The sequence below is a fragment of the Azonexus hydrophilus genome, from assembly GCF_001956855.1.
In the GTDB taxonomy this organism is placed as follows: Bacteria; Pseudomonadota; Gammaproteobacteria; order Burkholderiales; family Rhodocyclaceae; genus Azonexus; species Azonexus hydrophilus_A.
On sequence record NZ_MTHD01000004.1, the window covers coordinates 361,058 to 377,893 of the forward strand.

Annotated in this window: 17 protein-coding genes; 12 read left to right on the top strand and 5 right to left on the bottom strand. The window is 61.4% G+C overall.

Annotation, left to right across the window (positions count from 1 at the left end):
- The first annotated feature begins 125 nt into the window (after window positions 1-125).
- From BJN45_RS13025 to BJN45_RS13075, 11 genes are all read left to right on the top strand, one after another.
- Window positions 126-1,130: a cytochrome-c peroxidase gene (locus tag BJN45_RS13025; protein WP_205750589.1), complete on the top strand. Its 1,005-nt coding sequence runs from the start codon at window positions 126-128 to the stop codon at window positions 1,128-1,130.
- A 123-nt stretch (window positions 1,131-1,253) separates the two neighbouring features.
- A complete protein-coding gene (ccmA, locus tag BJN45_RS13030; protein WP_076095899.1) occupies window positions 1,254-1,868 on the top strand; it encodes a cytochrome c biogenesis heme-transporting ATPase CcmA in 615 nt (204 codons plus the stop codon).
- A 10-nt stretch (window positions 1,869-1,878) separates the two neighbouring features.
- A complete protein-coding gene (gene ccmB / locus BJN45_RS13035; RefSeq protein WP_076096134.1) occupies window positions 1,879-2,547 on the top strand; it encodes a heme exporter protein CcmB in 669 nt (222 codons plus the stop codon).
- Window positions 2,544-3,290: a heme ABC transporter permease CcmC gene (ccmC, locus tag BJN45_RS13040; RefSeq protein ID WP_076095901.1), complete on the top strand. Its 747-nt coding sequence runs from the start codon at window positions 2,544-2,546 to the stop codon at window positions 3,288-3,290. The genes ccmB and ccmC overlap by 4 nt, the downstream gene beginning before the upstream one ends.
- Window positions 3,287-3,475 carry a heme exporter protein CcmD gene (ccmD, locus tag BJN45_RS13045; RefSeq protein ID WP_170873088.1) on the top strand — a complete coding sequence of 63 codons (189 nt, stop codon included), beginning with the start codon at window positions 3,287-3,289 and terminating at the stop codon, window positions 3,473-3,475. The genes ccmC and ccmD overlap by 4 nt, the downstream gene beginning before the upstream one ends.
- Window positions 3,472-3,963 carry a cytochrome c maturation protein CcmE gene (ccmE, locus tag BJN45_RS13050; RefSeq protein WP_076095904.1) on the top strand — a complete coding sequence of 164 codons (492 nt, stop codon included), beginning with the start codon at window positions 3,472-3,474 and terminating at the stop codon, window positions 3,961-3,963. Before ccmD ends, ccmE begins: the two co-directional genes overlap by 4 nt.
- A 2-nt stretch (window positions 3,964-3,965) precedes the next feature.
- Window positions 3,966-5,957 carry a heme lyase CcmF/NrfE family subunit gene (locus tag BJN45_RS13055; RefSeq protein ID WP_076095906.1) on the top strand — a complete coding sequence of 664 codons (1,992 nt, stop codon included), beginning with the start codon at window positions 3,966-3,968 and terminating at the stop codon, window positions 5,955-5,957.
- Window positions 5,954-6,541, top strand: coding sequence for a DsbE family thiol:disulfide interchange protein (locus tag BJN45_RS13060; RefSeq protein ID WP_076095908.1), 588 nt, complete (start codon window positions 5,954-5,956; stop codon window positions 6,539-6,541). Before BJN45_RS13055 ends, BJN45_RS13060 begins: the two co-directional genes overlap by 4 nt.
- Window positions 6,538-7,020, top strand: coding sequence for a cytochrome c-type biogenesis protein (locus BJN45_RS13065; protein ID WP_076095910.1), 483 nt, complete (start codon window positions 6,538-6,540; stop codon window positions 7,018-7,020). Before BJN45_RS13060 ends, BJN45_RS13065 begins: the two co-directional genes overlap by 4 nt.
- On the top strand, window positions 7,017-7,853 hold the full coding sequence (ccmI, locus tag BJN45_RS13070) for a c-type cytochrome biogenesis protein CcmI (protein ID WP_076095912.1): 837 nt from the start codon (window positions 7,017-7,019) through the stop codon (window positions 7,851-7,853). The genes BJN45_RS13065 and ccmI overlap by 4 nt, the downstream gene beginning before the upstream one ends.
- Window positions 7,854-7,923: 70 nt before the next feature.
- Entirely contained in the window at window positions 7,924-8,856 is a 933-nt protein-coding gene (locus tag BJN45_RS13075) for an exopolyphosphatase (RefSeq protein WP_076095914.1), read from the top strand.
- Between the two features lie 3 nt (window positions 8,857-8,859).
- Here BJN45_RS13075 and BJN45_RS13080 read toward each other — a convergent pair whose 3' ends face one another.
- From BJN45_RS13080 to scpA, 5 genes are all read right to left on the bottom strand, one after another.
- Window positions 8,860-9,114 carry a hypothetical protein gene (locus BJN45_RS13080; protein WP_076095916.1) on the bottom strand — a complete coding sequence of 85 codons (255 nt, stop codon included), beginning with the start codon at window positions 9,112-9,114 and terminating at the stop codon, window positions 8,860-8,862.
- Window positions 9,115-9,182: 68 nt separating this feature from the next.
- Window positions 9,183-11,195, bottom strand: a complete 2,013-nt coding sequence (locus BJN45_RS13085; RefSeq protein WP_076095918.1) for an acetyl-CoA carboxylase biotin carboxylase subunit — start codon at window positions 11,193-11,195, stop codon at window positions 9,183-9,185.
- Between the two features lie 21 nt (window positions 11,196-11,216).
- Window positions 11,217-12,752 (bottom strand): acyl-CoA carboxylase subunit beta, encoded by a 1,536-nt coding sequence (locus BJN45_RS13090; protein WP_076095921.1) that lies wholly within the window; start codon window positions 12,750-12,752, stop codon window positions 11,217-11,219.
- A 27-nt stretch (window positions 12,753-12,779) separates the two neighbouring features.
- Window positions 12,780-13,769: a methylmalonyl Co-A mutase-associated GTPase MeaB gene (gene meaB / locus BJN45_RS13095; RefSeq protein WP_430793430.1), complete on the bottom strand. Its 990-nt coding sequence runs from the start codon at window positions 13,767-13,769 to the stop codon at window positions 12,780-12,782.
- A gap of 27 nt (window positions 13,770-13,796) precedes the next feature.
- Complete coding sequence (gene scpA, locus BJN45_RS13100) at window positions 13,797-15,947, bottom strand: methylmalonyl-CoA mutase (RefSeq protein WP_076095926.1); 2,151 nt, start codon at window positions 15,945-15,947, stop codon at window positions 13,797-13,799.
- A 160-nt stretch (window positions 15,948-16,107) separates the two neighbouring features.
- Between scpA and BJN45_RS13105 the strand changes: the two genes are divergently transcribed.
- Entirely contained in the window at window positions 16,108-16,779 is a 672-nt protein-coding gene (locus BJN45_RS13105; RefSeq protein ID WP_088179072.1) for a GntR family transcriptional regulator, read from the top strand.
- The last annotated feature ends 57 nt before the right edge of the window (window positions 16,780-16,836 follow it).

Here is a 16,836-nt window from a genome sequence, read left to right on the forward strand (position 1 = left end):
CATGATCCATAGGGGTTCCCTATGAGGGCTATAGTTGAAACCCATAAAAAACATTGACTTGGATCAAGTCTAGCATACCCCCCCGGGGGAGAATGGCCGGACACATCTTTCAACGAGGGAGAACAATGATGAAACAAACCATTCTTTCGACAGCCATTGCACTGATTTCCGGTCTGGCGATCACGACTGCCGTCCAGGCTGCTGCCGATGAGCCGATCCAGCCGATCAAGCCGCCCGCCAGCATCAACATCGGCATGGTCGAACTGGGCAAGAAGCTCTATTTCGATCCGCGCCTGTCCAAGTCCGGCATCATGTCCTGCAACACCTGCCACAACCTGTCGATGGGTGGTACTGACAACATCCCGACCTCGGTCGGCGACAAGTGGCAGCAGGGCCCGATCAATTCCCCGACCGTGCTGAACTCCAGCCTGAACCTGGCCCAGTTCTGGGACGGCCGTGCGGCCGACCTCAAGGCACAGGCCGGCGGTCCGATCGCCAACCCGGGCGAAATGGCCTTCACCCACACCCTGGCAATCAATGTGCTGGAATCCATTCCGGCCTACGTCCGCGAATTCAAGCTGGTCTTCGGCAAGGACAAGATCGACATTGATCAGGTCACGCTGGCCATCGCCGAATTCGAGAAGACCCTGGTGACCCCGAACTCGCGCTTCGACCAGTGGCTGCTCGGCAACAAGGCCGCCCTGAACAAGACCGAACTGGAAGGCTACGCCCTGTTCAAGGACAGCGGCTGCGTCGCCTGCCACAATGGTGAAGCAGTCGGTGGCAACTCCTTCCAGAAGATGGGTCTGGTCGAACCGTACAAGACCACCGCCACCGCCGAAGGCCGTGCCGGTGTGACCGGCAAGGATGCCGACCGTTTCAACTTCAAGGTGCCGACTCTGCGCAACGTCGAAATGACCTATCCGTACTTCCACGACGGCGCTGCCAACACCCTGACCGAAGCTGTCGACATCATGGGTCGCCTGCAGCTGGGCAAGAAGTTCACCAAGGACGAAAACGCCAAGATCGTCGCCTTCCTGAAGACCCTGACCGGCGACCAGCCGACCTTCACGCTGCCGATCCTGCCGCCGTCTTCGGATGCCACGCCGCGTCCGACGCCGTTCAAGTAAGCACCGGTTTCACCTCTCCGATTCGGGGGCTTCGGCCCCCGTTTTTTTCTTGTTTGATTCACCTCAATCTGCCGGTACACTTGCGCCTCCATAATTCGCCCCTGATCTTTCCGGGTATTCACCATGCTGGAAGCTGACAATCTGGAATGCGTGCGCGGCGAGCGCCGCCTTTTCGCAGGCCTGGGCTTCAAGCTGGCAGCGGGGGAACTGATTTACCTGCAAGGCCGCAACGGGGCCGGAAAGACCAGTCTGTTGCGCATGCTGATTGGATTGCTGCCACCGGAAAACGGCGAGATCCGCTGGCAGGGTCGGCCGATCCGCAGCCAGAACGACGAATTCCACGCCGATCTCTGCTATCTCGGCCACCTCAATGCCATCAAGGAAGAGCTGACACCGCTCGAAAACCTGCTGGCCGCCGCCCGTCTGGCCGGCGAGACGTTATCCGAAGACGATGCCATCGATGCCCTGGAACAGGTCGGCCTGGCCGGCCGCGAGGACCTTGCCTGCAAGTACCTGTCGCAGGGGCAGAAGCGCCGCGTCGCACTGGCCCGGCTGGTCGTGGACCGGCGCCCGCTGTGGATTCTCGACGAACCTTTCGTGGCCCTTGACGTTGCTGCGGTCGACTGGCTCGCCGGCATCATTTCCGGCCATCTGCAACGTGGCGGCATGGCCGTGATGACGACCCACCAGCCGGTTGCCATTCCCGCCGGCAATGTCCGCGAACTGCGCATCGGCTGAAGGCGAACACATGCTGAAAATCGTCACTTCCGTCATCGCCCGCGACCTGAAACTGGCCATGCGTCGCCAGGCTGACATCGTCTCCGCATTGTTTTTCTTCGTCATCGTCGTCAGCCTGTTCCCGCTCGGCATCGGACCGGAAGTCGATCTGTTGCGCCAGCTGGCCCCCGGCGTTCTGTGGGTAGCCGCGCTGCTGGCAACGATGCTGTCGCTGCCGCGCCTGTTCGCCGACGACTACCGCGATGGCACACTCGAACAGCTGGCGCTGTCGCCACACCCGCTGGGCCTGATCGTCACCGGCAAAGTGATCGCTCACTGGCTGGTTTCCGGCCTGCCACTGGCACTGATCGCGCCCATCCTGGGCATTCAGTTCGACCTGTCGGGCGAAGCCCTGCTGGTGCTGACCGGCGCCATCCTGCTCGGCACGCCCGCACTGTCCGGCATCGGTGCCATCGGTGCCGCGCTGACCCTTGGTCTGCGCGGTGGCGGCGTTCTTTTATCCCTGCTTGTTCTCCCTCTCTACATTCCGGTGCTAATATTCGGCGCTGGCGCAGTTGATGCGACGGTGTCCGGTCTCGGGGGGGAAGGACATCTTTCACTGCTCACTGCAATGACCTTTGCTGCAATCGGTTTCGCCCCCTGGGCGTCGGCTGCGGCCCTGAAGATCGCCCTCGAATGAACGACCGCTTCAACCTGTATCGTTTCGCCTCCCCGGCCACCTTCTACCCGTTGGCTGGCCGCCTGATCCCCTGGTTCATCGCCGCCGGCATCCTGTTCGGTCTGGCCGGCCTGTATATCGGCATGCTCGTCGCACCCACCGATTTTCAGCAGGGCGAGGGTTACCGGATCATCTTCATCCACGTCCCGACTTCGTGGATGAGCATGTTCATCTACCTGGTCATGGCCTTCTGGGCAGCCATCGGCCTGGCCTTCAACACCCGGTTGTCGGGGATGATGGCGCAGGCACTGGCACCGACCGGTGCGCTGATGGCTTTCCTGTCGCTGTGGACCGGCGCGCTGTGGGGCAAGCCGATGTGGGGCACCTGGTGGGTCTGGGATGCCCGGCTGACCTCGGAACTGATCCTGCTCTTCCTCTACATCGGCTACATGGCGCTGGTCGCCGCCATCGACGATGCGCGCCGTGCCGACAAGGCCGGCGGCATCCTGCTGCTGGTTGGCGTGGTCAATATCCCGATCATCTATTTCTCGGTGAAGTGGTGGAACACCCTGCACCAGGGCTCCAGCGTCAACCTGACCAAGTCGGCGATGGCCGAGGTCATGCTCTGGGGCATGCTGCTGATGGCACTGGCCTTCTGGATGTATTCGATTGCCGTCGCTCTGGCCCGCGTCCGGACACTGATGCTCGAACGTGAGCGCCATACCGACTGGGTCAGAAAAACGCTCGTCGGAGACGAACAATGATCTACTGGAACAGTTTTTCCGACTTTCTCGCCATGGGTGGCTACGGACTCTACGTCTGGGGATCCTTTGGCGTCACCGCACTAGCCATGGTCATCGAGCCAATTGCTGTTGCCCGCAACCGCAAGGCCACCATCGCCCGCCTGAAGCGCCAGCTGCGCGCTGAATCCCGGAGTACCGAAGCATGAAGTCCCGTCACAAGAAACTGGCCCTGATCGTTGGCGCAGTCGCGCTTTTCGGCATCATCATTGTTCTGGTGCTCAATGCACTGAACAGCAATATCGCGCTGTTCAAATCCCCCACCGAGGTAGCCAACGGCAACTTTCCAAAGGACAAATTGTTCCGTATCGGCGGTCTGGTCAAGGAAGGCAGCATTCAGCGGCAGGCCGACGGCGTGACCATCCGTTTCGTCATCACCGACTCCGAATCCGATCTTACTGTCGACTATGTCGGCATCCTTCCCGACCTGTTCATGGAAGGCAAGGGCGCTGTTGCCCAGGGCAAGCTGTTGCCCGACGGCTCTTTCAAGGCGCAGGAAGTGCTGGCCAAGCACGACGAGAACTACATGCCACCGGAAGCGGCCCAGGCGCTTAACGACGCGCATGTGCGCGGTGTCCAGAAACAGGCTGAACAGGATGCCGCCGCCGCGGTGGCCAAACCGAAAGCGAGCTACTAAGCATGATCCCTGAACTTGGCCATTTCGCCCTCATCCTCTCCGCGCTGATCGCGCTGCTGCTTGGCACCCTGCCGCTGATCGGCGCCCATACCGGCCGGCAACCCTGGATTGCGCTCGCCCGCCCGGCGACCACCGCTTTCGCGCTACTCGTTACCGTCTCCTTCGTCTGCCTGACCTGGGCCTTCATCGCCAACGACTTCTCGGTGGTGTACGTTGCCCAGCACTCGAACACGCTGCTGCCCATCGAATACCGGATGGCGGCCGTATGGGGCGGCCATGAAGGTTCGCTGCTGCTGTGGATGCTGATGATGTCCTGGTGGGCGCTGGCTGTACGCATGTTTTCCGGACAACTGCCGGAAGTCATGCTGGCGCGCGTGCTCGGCACGCTGGGCCTGGTCTGTTTCGGTTTCCTGCTGTTCATCCTGTTCACCTCCAATCCTTTCGAACGCCTGCTGCCCGGCGTCGCCGAAGGGCGCGACCTGAACCCGCTGCTGCAGGACCCGGGACTGATCATCCACCCGCCGCTGCTCTACATGGGCTACGTCGGCTTCTCGGTGGCCTACGCCTTCGCCATCGCCGCGCTGCTGTCGGGCAAGCTTGACGCTGCCTGGGCGCGCTGGTCGCGGCCATGGACGACTGCAGCCTGGGTATTCCTGACGCTGGGCATCGCGATGGGCTCGTGGTGGGCCTACTACGAACTGGGCTGGGGCGGCTGGTGGTTCTGGGATCCAGTCGAGAATGCCTCGTTCATGCCCTGGCTGGTCGGCACGGCGCTGATCCATTCGCTGGCGGCAACCGAAAAGCGCGGCAGCTTCAAAAACTGGACGGTGTTGCTGGCGATCTCGGCGTTCTCGCTGTCGCTGCTCGGTACCTTCCTCGTCCGCTCGGGCGTGCTGACCTCTGTCCATGCCTTCGCCACCGACCCGACGCGCGGCATCTTCATCCTGATCTTCCTCGTCGCCGTCATCGGCACCTCGCTTGCACTGTTCGCCTGGCGGGCGCCGTCGGTCGGCCTTGGTGGGCGTTTCGGCCTGGTTTCACGCGAATCGCTGCTGCTCACCAACAATGTACTGCTGGTGGTTTCCTGCGCCACCGTCCTGCTCGGTACGCTCTACCCGCTGCTCATCGACGCGCTGGGCGTCGGCAAGATCTCGGTCGGCCCGCCGTACTTCGACGCGGTCTTCGTGCCGGTGATGGTGCCGGTGCTCTTCCTGATGGGCATCGCCCCGTTCGCCCGCTGGAAGGAAGCATCTGTCAGCGAAATCATCCGCACCTTGCGCTGGGCATTCGTTACCGCCGCCATCGTCGCCATCGCACTGCCGCTGGTTTACGGTGAATGGAAGGCGTTGACCGCACTCGGCATCCTGCTGGCCGTGTGGATCACGCTCGGCGCGCTGATCAACTTCATCCAGCGGGTCAACGCGACCCGCAACGGCCGCAGTTTCATCGCCACCGCCTTCGACCAGCCGGCCAGCTTCACCGGCATGCACCTGGCACACATCGGCATCGCCGTCTTTGTCGTCGGCGTCACCATGGTCTCCAGCTACGAAGAGGAAAAGGACGTGAAGATGGCGCCGGGCGAGACCATCGAGGTCAGCGGCTACAGCTTCACCTTCAATGGCGTGAAGGCGGTACAGGGTCCGAACTACCAGGCTGCTCAGGGCGATTTCGATCTGTCGGTGAATGGCAAATTCGTCCGCAAGCTCGACCCCGAGAAGCGCAACTACTTCTCGTCGTCGATGCCGATGACCGAAGCTGCCATCGATGCCGGGTTCCTGCGCGACGTTTACGTCTCCCTCGGCGAACCGATCAACCCGGACCAGCCGGAAGGTGAATGGGCCGTCCGCGTCTATTACAAGCCGTTTGTCGACTGGATCTGGGGCGGTTGCGCGATCATGGCCCTGGGCGGCCTGATCGCCATGCTTGACCGGCGCTACCGCAACCGGCGCAAGCACGGCAAGGAAGAAGCCCTGGCTGGAGAACTCAAGGCATGAACCGTTATTACTGGATACTGGGCGCCTTCGCCGCCCTCGTTGTGCTGCTGGCCGTCGGCCTCAACCTGAACCCGCGTGAAGTACCTTCGCCACTGGTTGGCAAACCGGCCCCGGCCTTCAAGCTGGCCGTGCTCGGCAAGGCTGACACGACGATGGGCCCGGAAGACATGAAGGGCAAGGTCTGGCTGCTCAACGTCTGGGCCTCCTGGTGCGTTTCCTGCCGTCAGGAACACCCGGTGCTGGTTGATTTCTCGCGGCGCGGCAACGGCACCCCGGTCGTCGGCCTGAACTACAAGGAACTGCGCGGCGACGGCGCCATCGACATGCGCCGTGTTCCTGCCGAACAGGAAGTGCCGATGGCGCTTGAGCGAGCCCAAGGCTGGCTGAAGGAACACGGCGATCCCTACCTGCTGACGGTGATGGATATCGACGGCCGCGTCGGCATCGACTACGGCGTGTACGGCGTGCCGGAAACCTATGTCATCGACAAGGCTGGCATCATCCGGATGAAACATACCGGTCCGGTCAGCCCGCAGATCCTGAACGACAAGATCCTGCCCCTGGTCGCGGAGCTGAACAAATGATCCTCGCCCGCACCCTGATTTTTGCCCTCAGCCTGCTGTCGACCGCAGCATTTGCATCGGCAACCAATGAAGCCGCGCTGGCCGAAGATCCAGTCGCCGAAAGACGCCTGCAGGATCTGTCGCGCGAACTTCGCTGCCTGGTTTGCCAGAACGAGACCATCGCCGATTCGAACGCCGAACTGGCGGTTGATTTGCGTCGGGAGATCCGCGGCATGATTCGCGACGGTCGCTCGGACAGCGACATCCTCGAATTCATGGTCACCCGCTACGGTGATTTCGTCCTCTACCGGCCGCCGGTCAAGGGCATCACGCTGTTGCTCTGGGCTGGCCCGATCCTGCTGCTGTTCATCGGCATCTTCGCCATGCGTGGTTATCTCAAGCGACGCAGCGCCCAGGTTGCCGTCACCAACGCCAAGCCCCTGTCCGCCGAGGACACCCGCCGCGCCGACGCGCTGCTCAAGGAAATCGACGACAAATGACCCAGTTTGCCATCTACGCCACCCTGATCATTGTCGCGGTTGCCGCAATGATTCTTCCCAGCCTGTGGTTCGCCCGCCGTCGTCAGCCCTCCGGAGCCGACCGCAAGGCCGCCAATCTGGCAATTTTCCGCGACCAGCTGGCTGACCTTGAACGCGAGCGCAACGAAGGCAGTCTGGACGAAAGCGAATTCGAGCAAGCCCGCAACGAATTGCAACGCCGCCTGCTGGAAGAAGTCGAAGCCGGGGACGAAGCCGAGCCGGTGCCTGCCAGCACCAGCCGCCCCACCGCCGTTGCACTGCTGGTGCTGCTGCCGCTGGCCGCGCTGGCCGCCTACACCGTGCTTGGCAATCCGCGCGCTCTGGATCCGGTCAATACCGCACCGCAAAAGCAGATGACGGCCGCAGATATCGAAGGAATGGTCGCCAAGCTTGCCGCCCGCATGCAGCAGAACCCGGACGACATGAACGGCTGGCTGATGCTTGCCCGCTCCTACAAGATGCTCGGTCGCTATGCCGAATCCGTCGAAGCCTACGCCAAGGCCGAGCCGGTCATCGAGAAAGACCCCGAGTTGCTCGCCAGTTACGCCGAAACGCTGGCCATGGCCAGCGGCAAGGGCCTGAGCGGCAAAGCCAGGGAACTGATCGACAAGGCGCTGAAGCTCGATCCGCAGCATGGCCACACCCTTTTCCTGGCCGGCGCCGCCGCCATGGAAGCCGGTGACGCCAAGAACGGCATTGCCTACTGGGAAGCGTTGCTGCCGCAGGTGGAAGCGGGTTCCGAACTGGATCAGATGCTGCGCAACGGAATCGAGCAGATGAAACAGGGCAAGTGATGTCCTCCGGTACGGGAAGGCGGTATGCTTGCAGCTATTACTTACCGCCTAACCATCTGGAGACCCTCGCATGCCCCAGGAAAAATTCCGCCTCGTCACCCGCAGCGACTTCGACGGCCTCGTCTGTGCCGTTCTGCTGAACGAACTGGACCTGATCGACGACATCAAGTTCGTCCACCCGAAGGACATGCAGGACGGCAAGGTGGACATCACCAGCCGCGACATCACCACCAACCTGCCTTACGTCGCTGCAGCCCACCTCGCCTTTGACCATCACCTGTCGGAAACCATCCGCAACACCGGCGAGCGCAAGAACCACATCATTCACCCGGAAGCCCCCTCGGCTGCCCGCGTGGTCTATGACTACTACGGCGGCAAGGCAGCCTTCCCGAACATCAGCGACGCGATGATGGAAGCCGTCGACAAGGCCGATGCCGCGCAGTTCTCGCGCGAGGAAATCCTCGAACCGGCCGACTGGGTACTGCTCAACTACCTGATGGACGCACGCACCGGTCTCGGCCGCTTCCGTGAATTCCGCATCAGCAATTACACCCTGATGATGGACCTGATCAAGTACTGCCGGAATCACGGCATCGAAGACATCCTGTCGCTGCCGGATGTGCGCGAACGCGTCGACCTGTACTTCGAGCATTCGGCCAAGGCGCGCGAGCAGATCCTGCGCTGCGCCACCGTCCACGGCAACCTGGTCGTCCTCGACCTGCGCGACGAGGAAACGATCTACGCAACCAACCGCTTCACCATCTACGCCCTGTTCCCGCAAACCAACATTTCCATCCACGTGATGTGGGGCGTGCAGAAGCAGAACACCGTTTTCGCCACCGGCAAATCGATCCTCGACCGCAGCAGCAAGACCAATGTCGGCGAACTGATGCTGCAATACGGCGGCGGCGGCCACGAAGCCGCCGGCACCTGTCAGGTCGCCAACGACCAGGCCGGCGTTGCGCTGCAGGCACTGATCACCCGGATCAACGCCGACGGCTGATCCTCAGCCGGCCGGTGCCACGAGCGGGGGTGGCGTCATCCCCTGCTCGATCATTTCGGTTTCCACCTTGATCCGCAGCACCAGCAGGCCCTGCAACGACTCACGCGCCTTGTCGTCCTGCCAGGCATCGTGATGGTCGCGCAGACAGGCCTCGACTTCATGGCGGTTGGCCAGATCGACACCACAGATCAGCGCGTACTTGCGAATCTCGTGATCGAGGTCAGCAAGTTCCTGCGCGTAATGTTCAAAACCGCTCATATTCACTTTCCGAAAAAAAGGCCTGTTCGAAAACAGGCCTTTTTGACTGGTTGACCGCAGCAGCGAGTTTATTCGAACTCGATGATGATCTGGTCGACCGACAGGCTTTCGCCGACGGCAGCGGAGATCTTCTTGACCTTGCAATCCTGCTCGGCCTTGAGGATGTTCTCCATCTTCATCGCTTCGATGACCGCCAGCTTCTCGCCGGCCTTCACTTCCTGACCAACCTGTACCGCCACATCGCGCAGCAGGCCCGGCATCGGCGACAGCAGGAACTTCGACAGGTCGGGTGCCGGCTTCTCCGGCATCAGTGCCAGCAGTTCGGCAGCACGGGCGCTCATGACCATGAAGTCGGCACGCGTTCCCCAGTGGAACAGCGAGTACTTGGTCTTGTGACGCTCGACCTGCAGCGTGAATTCCTGACCGTTGCAGGTACCGACGAACAGCGATTCGCCCAGCTTCCAGTCGGAAAGGATTTCGTACGTCTGACCGTTGTACTCGACATGGTAGCCACCCGGGATCGGCCGTGCCGTCACCGCGTGGTTTTCCTTCTCGGCACCGTTCAGGCGGACAACCATCCACTGGTCGCCGACAATACGCTCATGGCCCTGCAACTGGCCGCTGATCGATGCCGAGCGGTCGGTGAAGGCGCGATAGACGTAGGCAGCAACAGACACCAGCAGGGCCGGATCGTCGTGCGGCACCATCGAGGCATCGAAACCGTTCGGGTAGTGCCTGGGGATGAAGCCGGTGTCGAAGATGCCCGAATGGAAGACCGGATGCTGCATCAGCGCAGCCTGGAACGGGATGTTCGAGGAAATGCCGCGGATGACGAAGGCGTTCAGTGCGTCACGCATGCGGGCAATCGCCGCGTTGCGGTCCTTGCCGTGCACGATCAGCTTGGCAATCATCGAGTCGTAGAACATCGAGATTTCGCCACCGTCGTAAACACCGGTATCGACACGGGTCGTGCCCTGGGCGTCGCTGGTTTCAGCCGGCGGCAGGAACTTGACCAGACGACCGGTCGACGGCAGGAAGCCGCGGAACGGGTCTTCGGCGTTGATCCGGCATTCCATCGACCAGCCGTTGATCTTGACGTCGGCCTGGGTCAGCGGCAGCTTCTCGCCGTAGGCGACGCGGATCATCTGCTCGACCAGATCGAGGCCGGTGATCAGTTCGGTGACCGGATGTTCGACCTGCAGACGGGTGTTCATTTCCAGGAAGTAGAACTCCTTGGTTGCACCGGAGACGACGAACTCGACCGTACCGGCCGACTCGTAATTCACCGCACGAGCCAGGGCCACGGCCTGTTCGCCCATCGCCTTGCGCATCTCGGCATCGACGAAGGGGCTCGGCGCCTCTTCGATGACCTTCTGGTGACGACGCTGGATCGAGCAGTCACGCTCGTTCAGGTAGACATAGTTGCCATGGCTGTCGCCGAGCAGCTGGATTTCGATGTGACGCGGCTCGAGCACGTACTTTTCGATGAAGACCCGATCGTCGCCAAAGGAGTTGCGGGCTTCGTTGACGCAGGACGAGAAGCCTTCATGTGCTTCGGCATCGTTGTAGGCAACGCGCAGACCCTTGCCGCCGCCACCGGCGGAAGCCTTGATCATCACCGGGTAGCCGATGCTCTGGGCGATCTTGACGGCTTCGTCCGGGCCGGCGATGGCATCGTTGTAACCCGGAATGGTATTGACCTTGGCTTCGATGGCCAGCTTCTTCGATTCGATCTTGTCGCCCATCTTGGCGATGGAGTAGTGCTTCGGACCGATGAACTTGATGCCTTCTTCTTCCAGACGACGCGAGAATTCAGCATTCTCGGACAGGAAGCCGTAACCCGGGTGAACCGCCTCGGCGCCGGTCTGCTTGCAGGCGGCGATGATCTTGTCGGCAACCAGGTAGGACTCTTTCGAGGCCGCCGGACCAATGCAGACGGCTTCGTCAGCGAGATCGACGAACAACGCATCCTTGTCGGCTTCGGAATAGACGGCGACGGTCTTGATGCCCATCTTGCGGGCGGTCTTGATGACGCGGCAGGCAATCTCGCCACGGTTGGCAATCAGAATTTTCTTGAACATGTTCCTTTTTCTCCCTGACGCTTACAGAGGAATGTTGCCGTGCTTGCGCCACGGGTTTTCGAGTTTCTTGTCACGCAGCATGGCCAGCGAGCGGGCAATCCGCTTGCGCGTGGCGTGCGGCATGATGACGTCGTCGATAAAGCCACGGGCGCCGGCGACGAACGGATTGGCGAACTTTTCCTTGTACTCGGCTTCGCGTTGGGCGAGCTTGGCTGGATCGTTCTTTTCTTCGCGGAAGATGATCTCGACCGCACCCTTCGGGCCCATCACGGCGATTTCAGCGGACGGCCAGGCGAGATTCACGTCGCCGCGCAGGTGCTTCGACGACATCACGTCGTAGGCACCGCCGTAGGCCTTGCGGGTGATGATGGTGACCTTGGGTACGGTGCACTCGGCGTAGGCGTAGAGCAGCTTGGCACCGTGCTTGATGATGCCACCGTATTCCTGCGTGGTGCCCGGCATGAAGCCCGGGACGTCGACGAAGGTCACGACCGGGATGTTGAAGGCGTCGCAGAAACGGACGAAGCGGGCGGCCTTGATCGACGACTTGATGTCCAGGCAGCCGGCCAGCACCAGCGGCTGGTTGGCGACGATGCCGACCGGATGGCCGTCCATGCGGCCGAAACCGATGATGATGTTCTTGGCGTAATCGGCCTGCAGTTCGAAGAAGTCATTGTCATCGACGACCTTGATGATCAATTCCTTCATGTCGTACGGCTTGTTCGCGTTGTCCGGCACCAAGGTGTCGAGCGAATAGTCGAAACGGTCGACCGGGTCGTTGGTCGGCGTGACCGGCGGCTTTTCCTTGTTGTTCGACGGCACGAAATTCATGAAGCGTCGCAGCATCGACAGCGCTTCGACGTCGTTCTCGAAAGCCAGGTCGGCAACGCCGGACTTGGTCGTGTGCGTCACGGCGCCGCCCAGCTCTTCGGCGGTCACGTCTTCATGGGTAACGGTCTTGACGACTTCCGGACCGGTCACAAACATGTAGGAGGAGTCTTTCACCATGAAGATGAAATCGGTCATCGACGGCGAGTAGACCGCACCACCGGCGCAGGGGCCCATGATCATCGAGATCTGCGGCACGACACCGGAAGCCATGACGTTACGCTGGAACACGTCGGCATAGCCGCCGAGGGAGGCAACACCTTCCTGGATGCGGGCGCCGCCCGAATCGTTGAGGCCGATCACCGGCGCACCGACTTTCATCGCCTGGTCCATGACCTTGCAGATCTTCTCGGCATGGGTTTCCGACAGCGAGCCGCCGAAGACGGTGAAGTCCTGCGAGAAAACGAACACCAGACGGCCGTTGATCGTGCCATAGCCGATGACGACGCCATCACCCGGGGTCTTTTCGGCCTGATCCATGCCGAAATCGACACAACGGTGTTCCTTGAACATGTCCCATTCTTCGAAGGAACCCGGATCGAGCAGCAGTTCGATGCGCTCACGGGCGGTCAGCTTGCCCTTCTTGTGCTGGCTGTCGATGCGCTTCTGGCCACCGCCGAGGCGGGCCATTTCGCGCTTTTTTTCCAGCTGGCGGATGATGTCATGCATAGAAAACTCCCTTTGTGGAACGGGTGATTAGTGTTTCAAATAGTCGAGCAGGGCATACGCGGCGGCAGCCGGCGTCGTATGGCCCGCTTCGACCGATCGGGTGTAGGCGGGCAGGTTTTCCTGCACACGCGGGTGATGACGGAAATGCTGGCGCAAGCCGGAATCGATCAATTGCCACATCCAGCTCAGCGCCTGATGCTGGCGCTTGGCGGCGAATTCGCCGGTCGGCTTCAAGGCCGCCTGGTATTTCTCGACCTCGGCCCAGAACTCGACGATGCCCTGCTTGTGCAAGGCTGACAGCGCGATCACCGGCGGCGACCAGTTGGGCGACGCCGGGCGCAGCATGTGCAGCGCGTTGCGCCACTGGGCACGGACGACGGCAGTTGCCTGCTTGTCGATGTCGGCCTTGTTGATGACCACCATGTCGGCGATCTCGACAATGCCTTTCTTGATCGCCTGCAAATCGTCGCCGGCATTCGGCAGTTGCAGCAGGCAGAACATGTCGACCATGCCGGCGACGGTCGTTTCCGACTGACCGACACCGACGGTCTCGATGATGATCACATCGTAGCCGGCCGCTTCGCACAGCAGCATGGCTTCGCGCGACTTCTCGGCAACGCCGCCGAGCGAACCGGACGACGGGCTCGGGCGGATGAAGGCTTCCTCGCGCTGGCTCAACAACTCCATCCGCGTCTTGTCGCCGAGGATGGAACCGCCGGATACCGACGACGACGGATCGACCGCCAGCACCGCCAGTTTCTTGCCCTGTTCGATCAGCCAGACGCCCAGCGCCTCGATGAAGGTCGACTTGCCAGCACCGGGCACACCGGAGATGCCGATGCGGATCGCCTTGCCGGTACTCGGCAACAGCGCGTTCAGCACCAGCTGCGCGCGCTGCTGGTGATCGCCGCGGGTCGACTCGATCAGCGTGATCGCCTTGGCCAACGAACGACGCTGGCCGGCCAGCACACCGTCGACCAGGGACTGATCGGCAGCGGACAGGAGATTGGCTCGCACGGGCGCTTCGTCCAGTTTCATCCGGGTTTAAACGCGGGCCTTGCGGATTTCTTCGAGCACCTTGACGGCCGAATCCTCGATCCGGGTTCCCGGACCGAAAACGGCCTTGGCACCGGCATTGAACAGGTAATCGTAGTCCTGCGCCGGAATCACGCCACCGGCGAAGACGATGATGTCGTCACCGCCCTGCGCCTTCAGCGCCTGCACCAGTTGCGGCAGCAGGGTCTTGTGACCGGCCGCCAGCGACGACACACCAACGGCGTGCACGTCGTTTTCGATGGCCTGACGGGCAGCTTCTTCCGGCGTCTGGAACAAGGGCCCCATGTCGATATCGAAGCCGAGGTCGGCGTAGGCGGTGGCCACCACCTTGGCACCGCGGTCATGACCATCCTGACCGAGCTTGGCGATCATGATACGCGGACGACGGCCTTCTTCTTCGGCGAATTTGGCGACATCGGCCTTGATCTGTTCCCAGCTTTCCTGACCTTCCACGACACCTCCGTAGACACCCGAAATGGTCTGGTTGTTGGCGCGGAAACGGCCGAAGACCTTTTCCAGCGCATCCGACACTTCACCGACCGTGGCGCGCAGACGCATGGCCTTGACGGTCAGGTCGAGCAGGTTGCCATCACCGGTTTCGGCAGCCTTGGTTAATGCGGTCAAAGCAGCGTCGACCGCAGCAGAATCGCGCGTCGCGCGGATCTGCTTGAGGCGGGCGATCTGCGAGTCACGCACGGCATGGTTGTCGATATCGAGGATGTCGATCACGTCTTCCTTGGCCAGCTTGTACTTGTTCACGCCGACGATGACGTCCTTGCCGGAGTCGATGCGCGCCTGCTTGTCGGCAGCGCAGGTTTCGACCTGCATCTTCGCCCAGCCGGATTCGACGGCCTTGGTCATGCCGCCCATCGCCTCGATTTCCTCGATGATGCTCCACGCCTTGTCGGCCATGTCCTGGGTCAGCTTTTCCATCATGTAGGAACCGGCCCACGGGTCGACGACATTGGTGATGTGGGTTTCTTCCTGGATGATCAGCTGCGTGTTTCGGGCGATGCGCGACGAAAACTCGGTCGGCAGCGCGATCGCTTCGTCGAGCGCGTTGGTGTGCAGCGACTGGGTGCCACCGAAGACGGCGGCCATCGCTTCGATGGTGGTACGGACGACGTTGTTGTACGGGTCCTGCTCGGTCAGCGACCAGCCGGAAGTCTGGCTGTGCGTGCGCAGCATCATCGACTTCGGGCTCTTGGCCTCGAACTTGGTCATGATGCGGTGCCACAGCAGGCGCGCGGCGCGCATCTTGGCGATTTCCAGATAGAAGTTCATGCCGACAGCCCAGAAGAAGGACAGACGGCCGGCAAAGGTATCCACATCCATGCCGGAAGCGATGCCGGTGCGCACGTATTCCATGCCGTCGGCCAGCGTGAAGGCCAGTTCGATTGCCTGGTTGGCGCCTGCTTCCTGGATGTGATAGCCGGAAATCGAGATCGAGTTGAACTTCGGCATGTGCTGCGCGGTGTAGCCGAAGATGTCGGCGATGATCTTCATCGACGGCTTGGGCGGATAGATATAGGTGTTCCGCACCATGAATTCTTTGAGGATGTCGTTCTGGATGGTGCCGGACAGCTTGTCCTGGCTGACGCCCTGTTCCTCGGCAGCAACGATGTAGCCGGCGAGGATGGGCAGCACGGCGCCATTCATCGTCATCGACACTGAGACCTTGTCGAGCGGAATGCTGTCGAACAGGATCTTCATGTCCTCAACCGAATCGATCGCCACGCCGGCCTTGCCGACGTCGCCGGTCACCCGGGCATTGTCGGAATCATAGCCGCGGTGCGTCGCCAGGTCGAAAGCCACGGAAACGCCCTGACCACCGGCGGCCAGTGCCTTGCGATAGAAGGCATTGGAAGCTTCGGCGGTGGAGAAGCCGGCGTACTGACGGATGGTCCACGGCTTGACCGCGTACATCGTCGGTTGCGGGCCACGCAGATAGGGCGCAACGCCCGGCAGCGTGTCGGCGAACTCGAGACTTTCGACGTCCTTTTTCGTGTACAAGGCCTTGACCGCAAGGCCTTCCGGGGTATTCCAGACCAGATTATTGACATCGCCACCCGGGGACTGTTTGGCCGCAACCTTTTCCCAGACATCCAGGTTATTGGAATCAAAGAACTTTTCAGACATGAAACACCTCTCGCCGATTCGATTTTTTCGGGCCGATGATGCAGAATTCAAAATTCTACGCTTTCGCACCCGGCTTGACATAGCTAGCCCCACATAATACTGTATCCATAATTATGGAAGCAAGTCGGCAACGCACCGATCTGCCCGCCGAGACCACATCATCACAATGAACCGTATTGCACCCACCGCGCTCTACCAGGAAGTCGCCGAACGACTGCGACAACGCATCTTCGCCCACGAACTGACGCCAGGCATGTGGATCGACGAGCAGAAGCTCGCCGAACAATATGGCATTTCGCGTACGCCGCTGCGTGAAGCACTGAAAGTCCTGGCTTCCGAGGGACTGGTCGAACTCAAGCCACGTCGTGGTTGCTACGTCACGGAAATTTCCCGCCGCGACCTCGACGACATCTTCCCCTTGATGGCCATGCTCGAAGGCCGCTGCGCCTTCGAGGCAGTAAAACGCGCCAAGACGGCCGACCTGGCTGCACTGAAGGCAATCCACGAAAAACTGGAATCCGCCTCCCGCGATGGGCGCATCGATGCCTTTTTCGAGGCCAATCAGGAATTCCACAAGAAAATCCAGGAACTGTCCGGCAACCGCTGGCTGCTCTCGGTCATCCAGGACCTGCGCAAGGTGCTGAAGCTGTCGCGCCTGCACTCGCTTTCTCTGGAAGGACGCCTGCAGCAGTCGCTGGACGAGCACCGGGCAATTCTTGCCAGCATGCTCTCCGGCGATGCCGCCAAGGCCGAACGGGAGATGCACGACCATCTGCTGTCCGGCCGCGAGGCGCTGGCGCGCATGGATGCGCAGAACCAGAAAAGCGCCTGACGCAAAAACGCTGATTGCTGCGGTCGACCGCAGCAGACAAAGAAAAACCCCCTGACG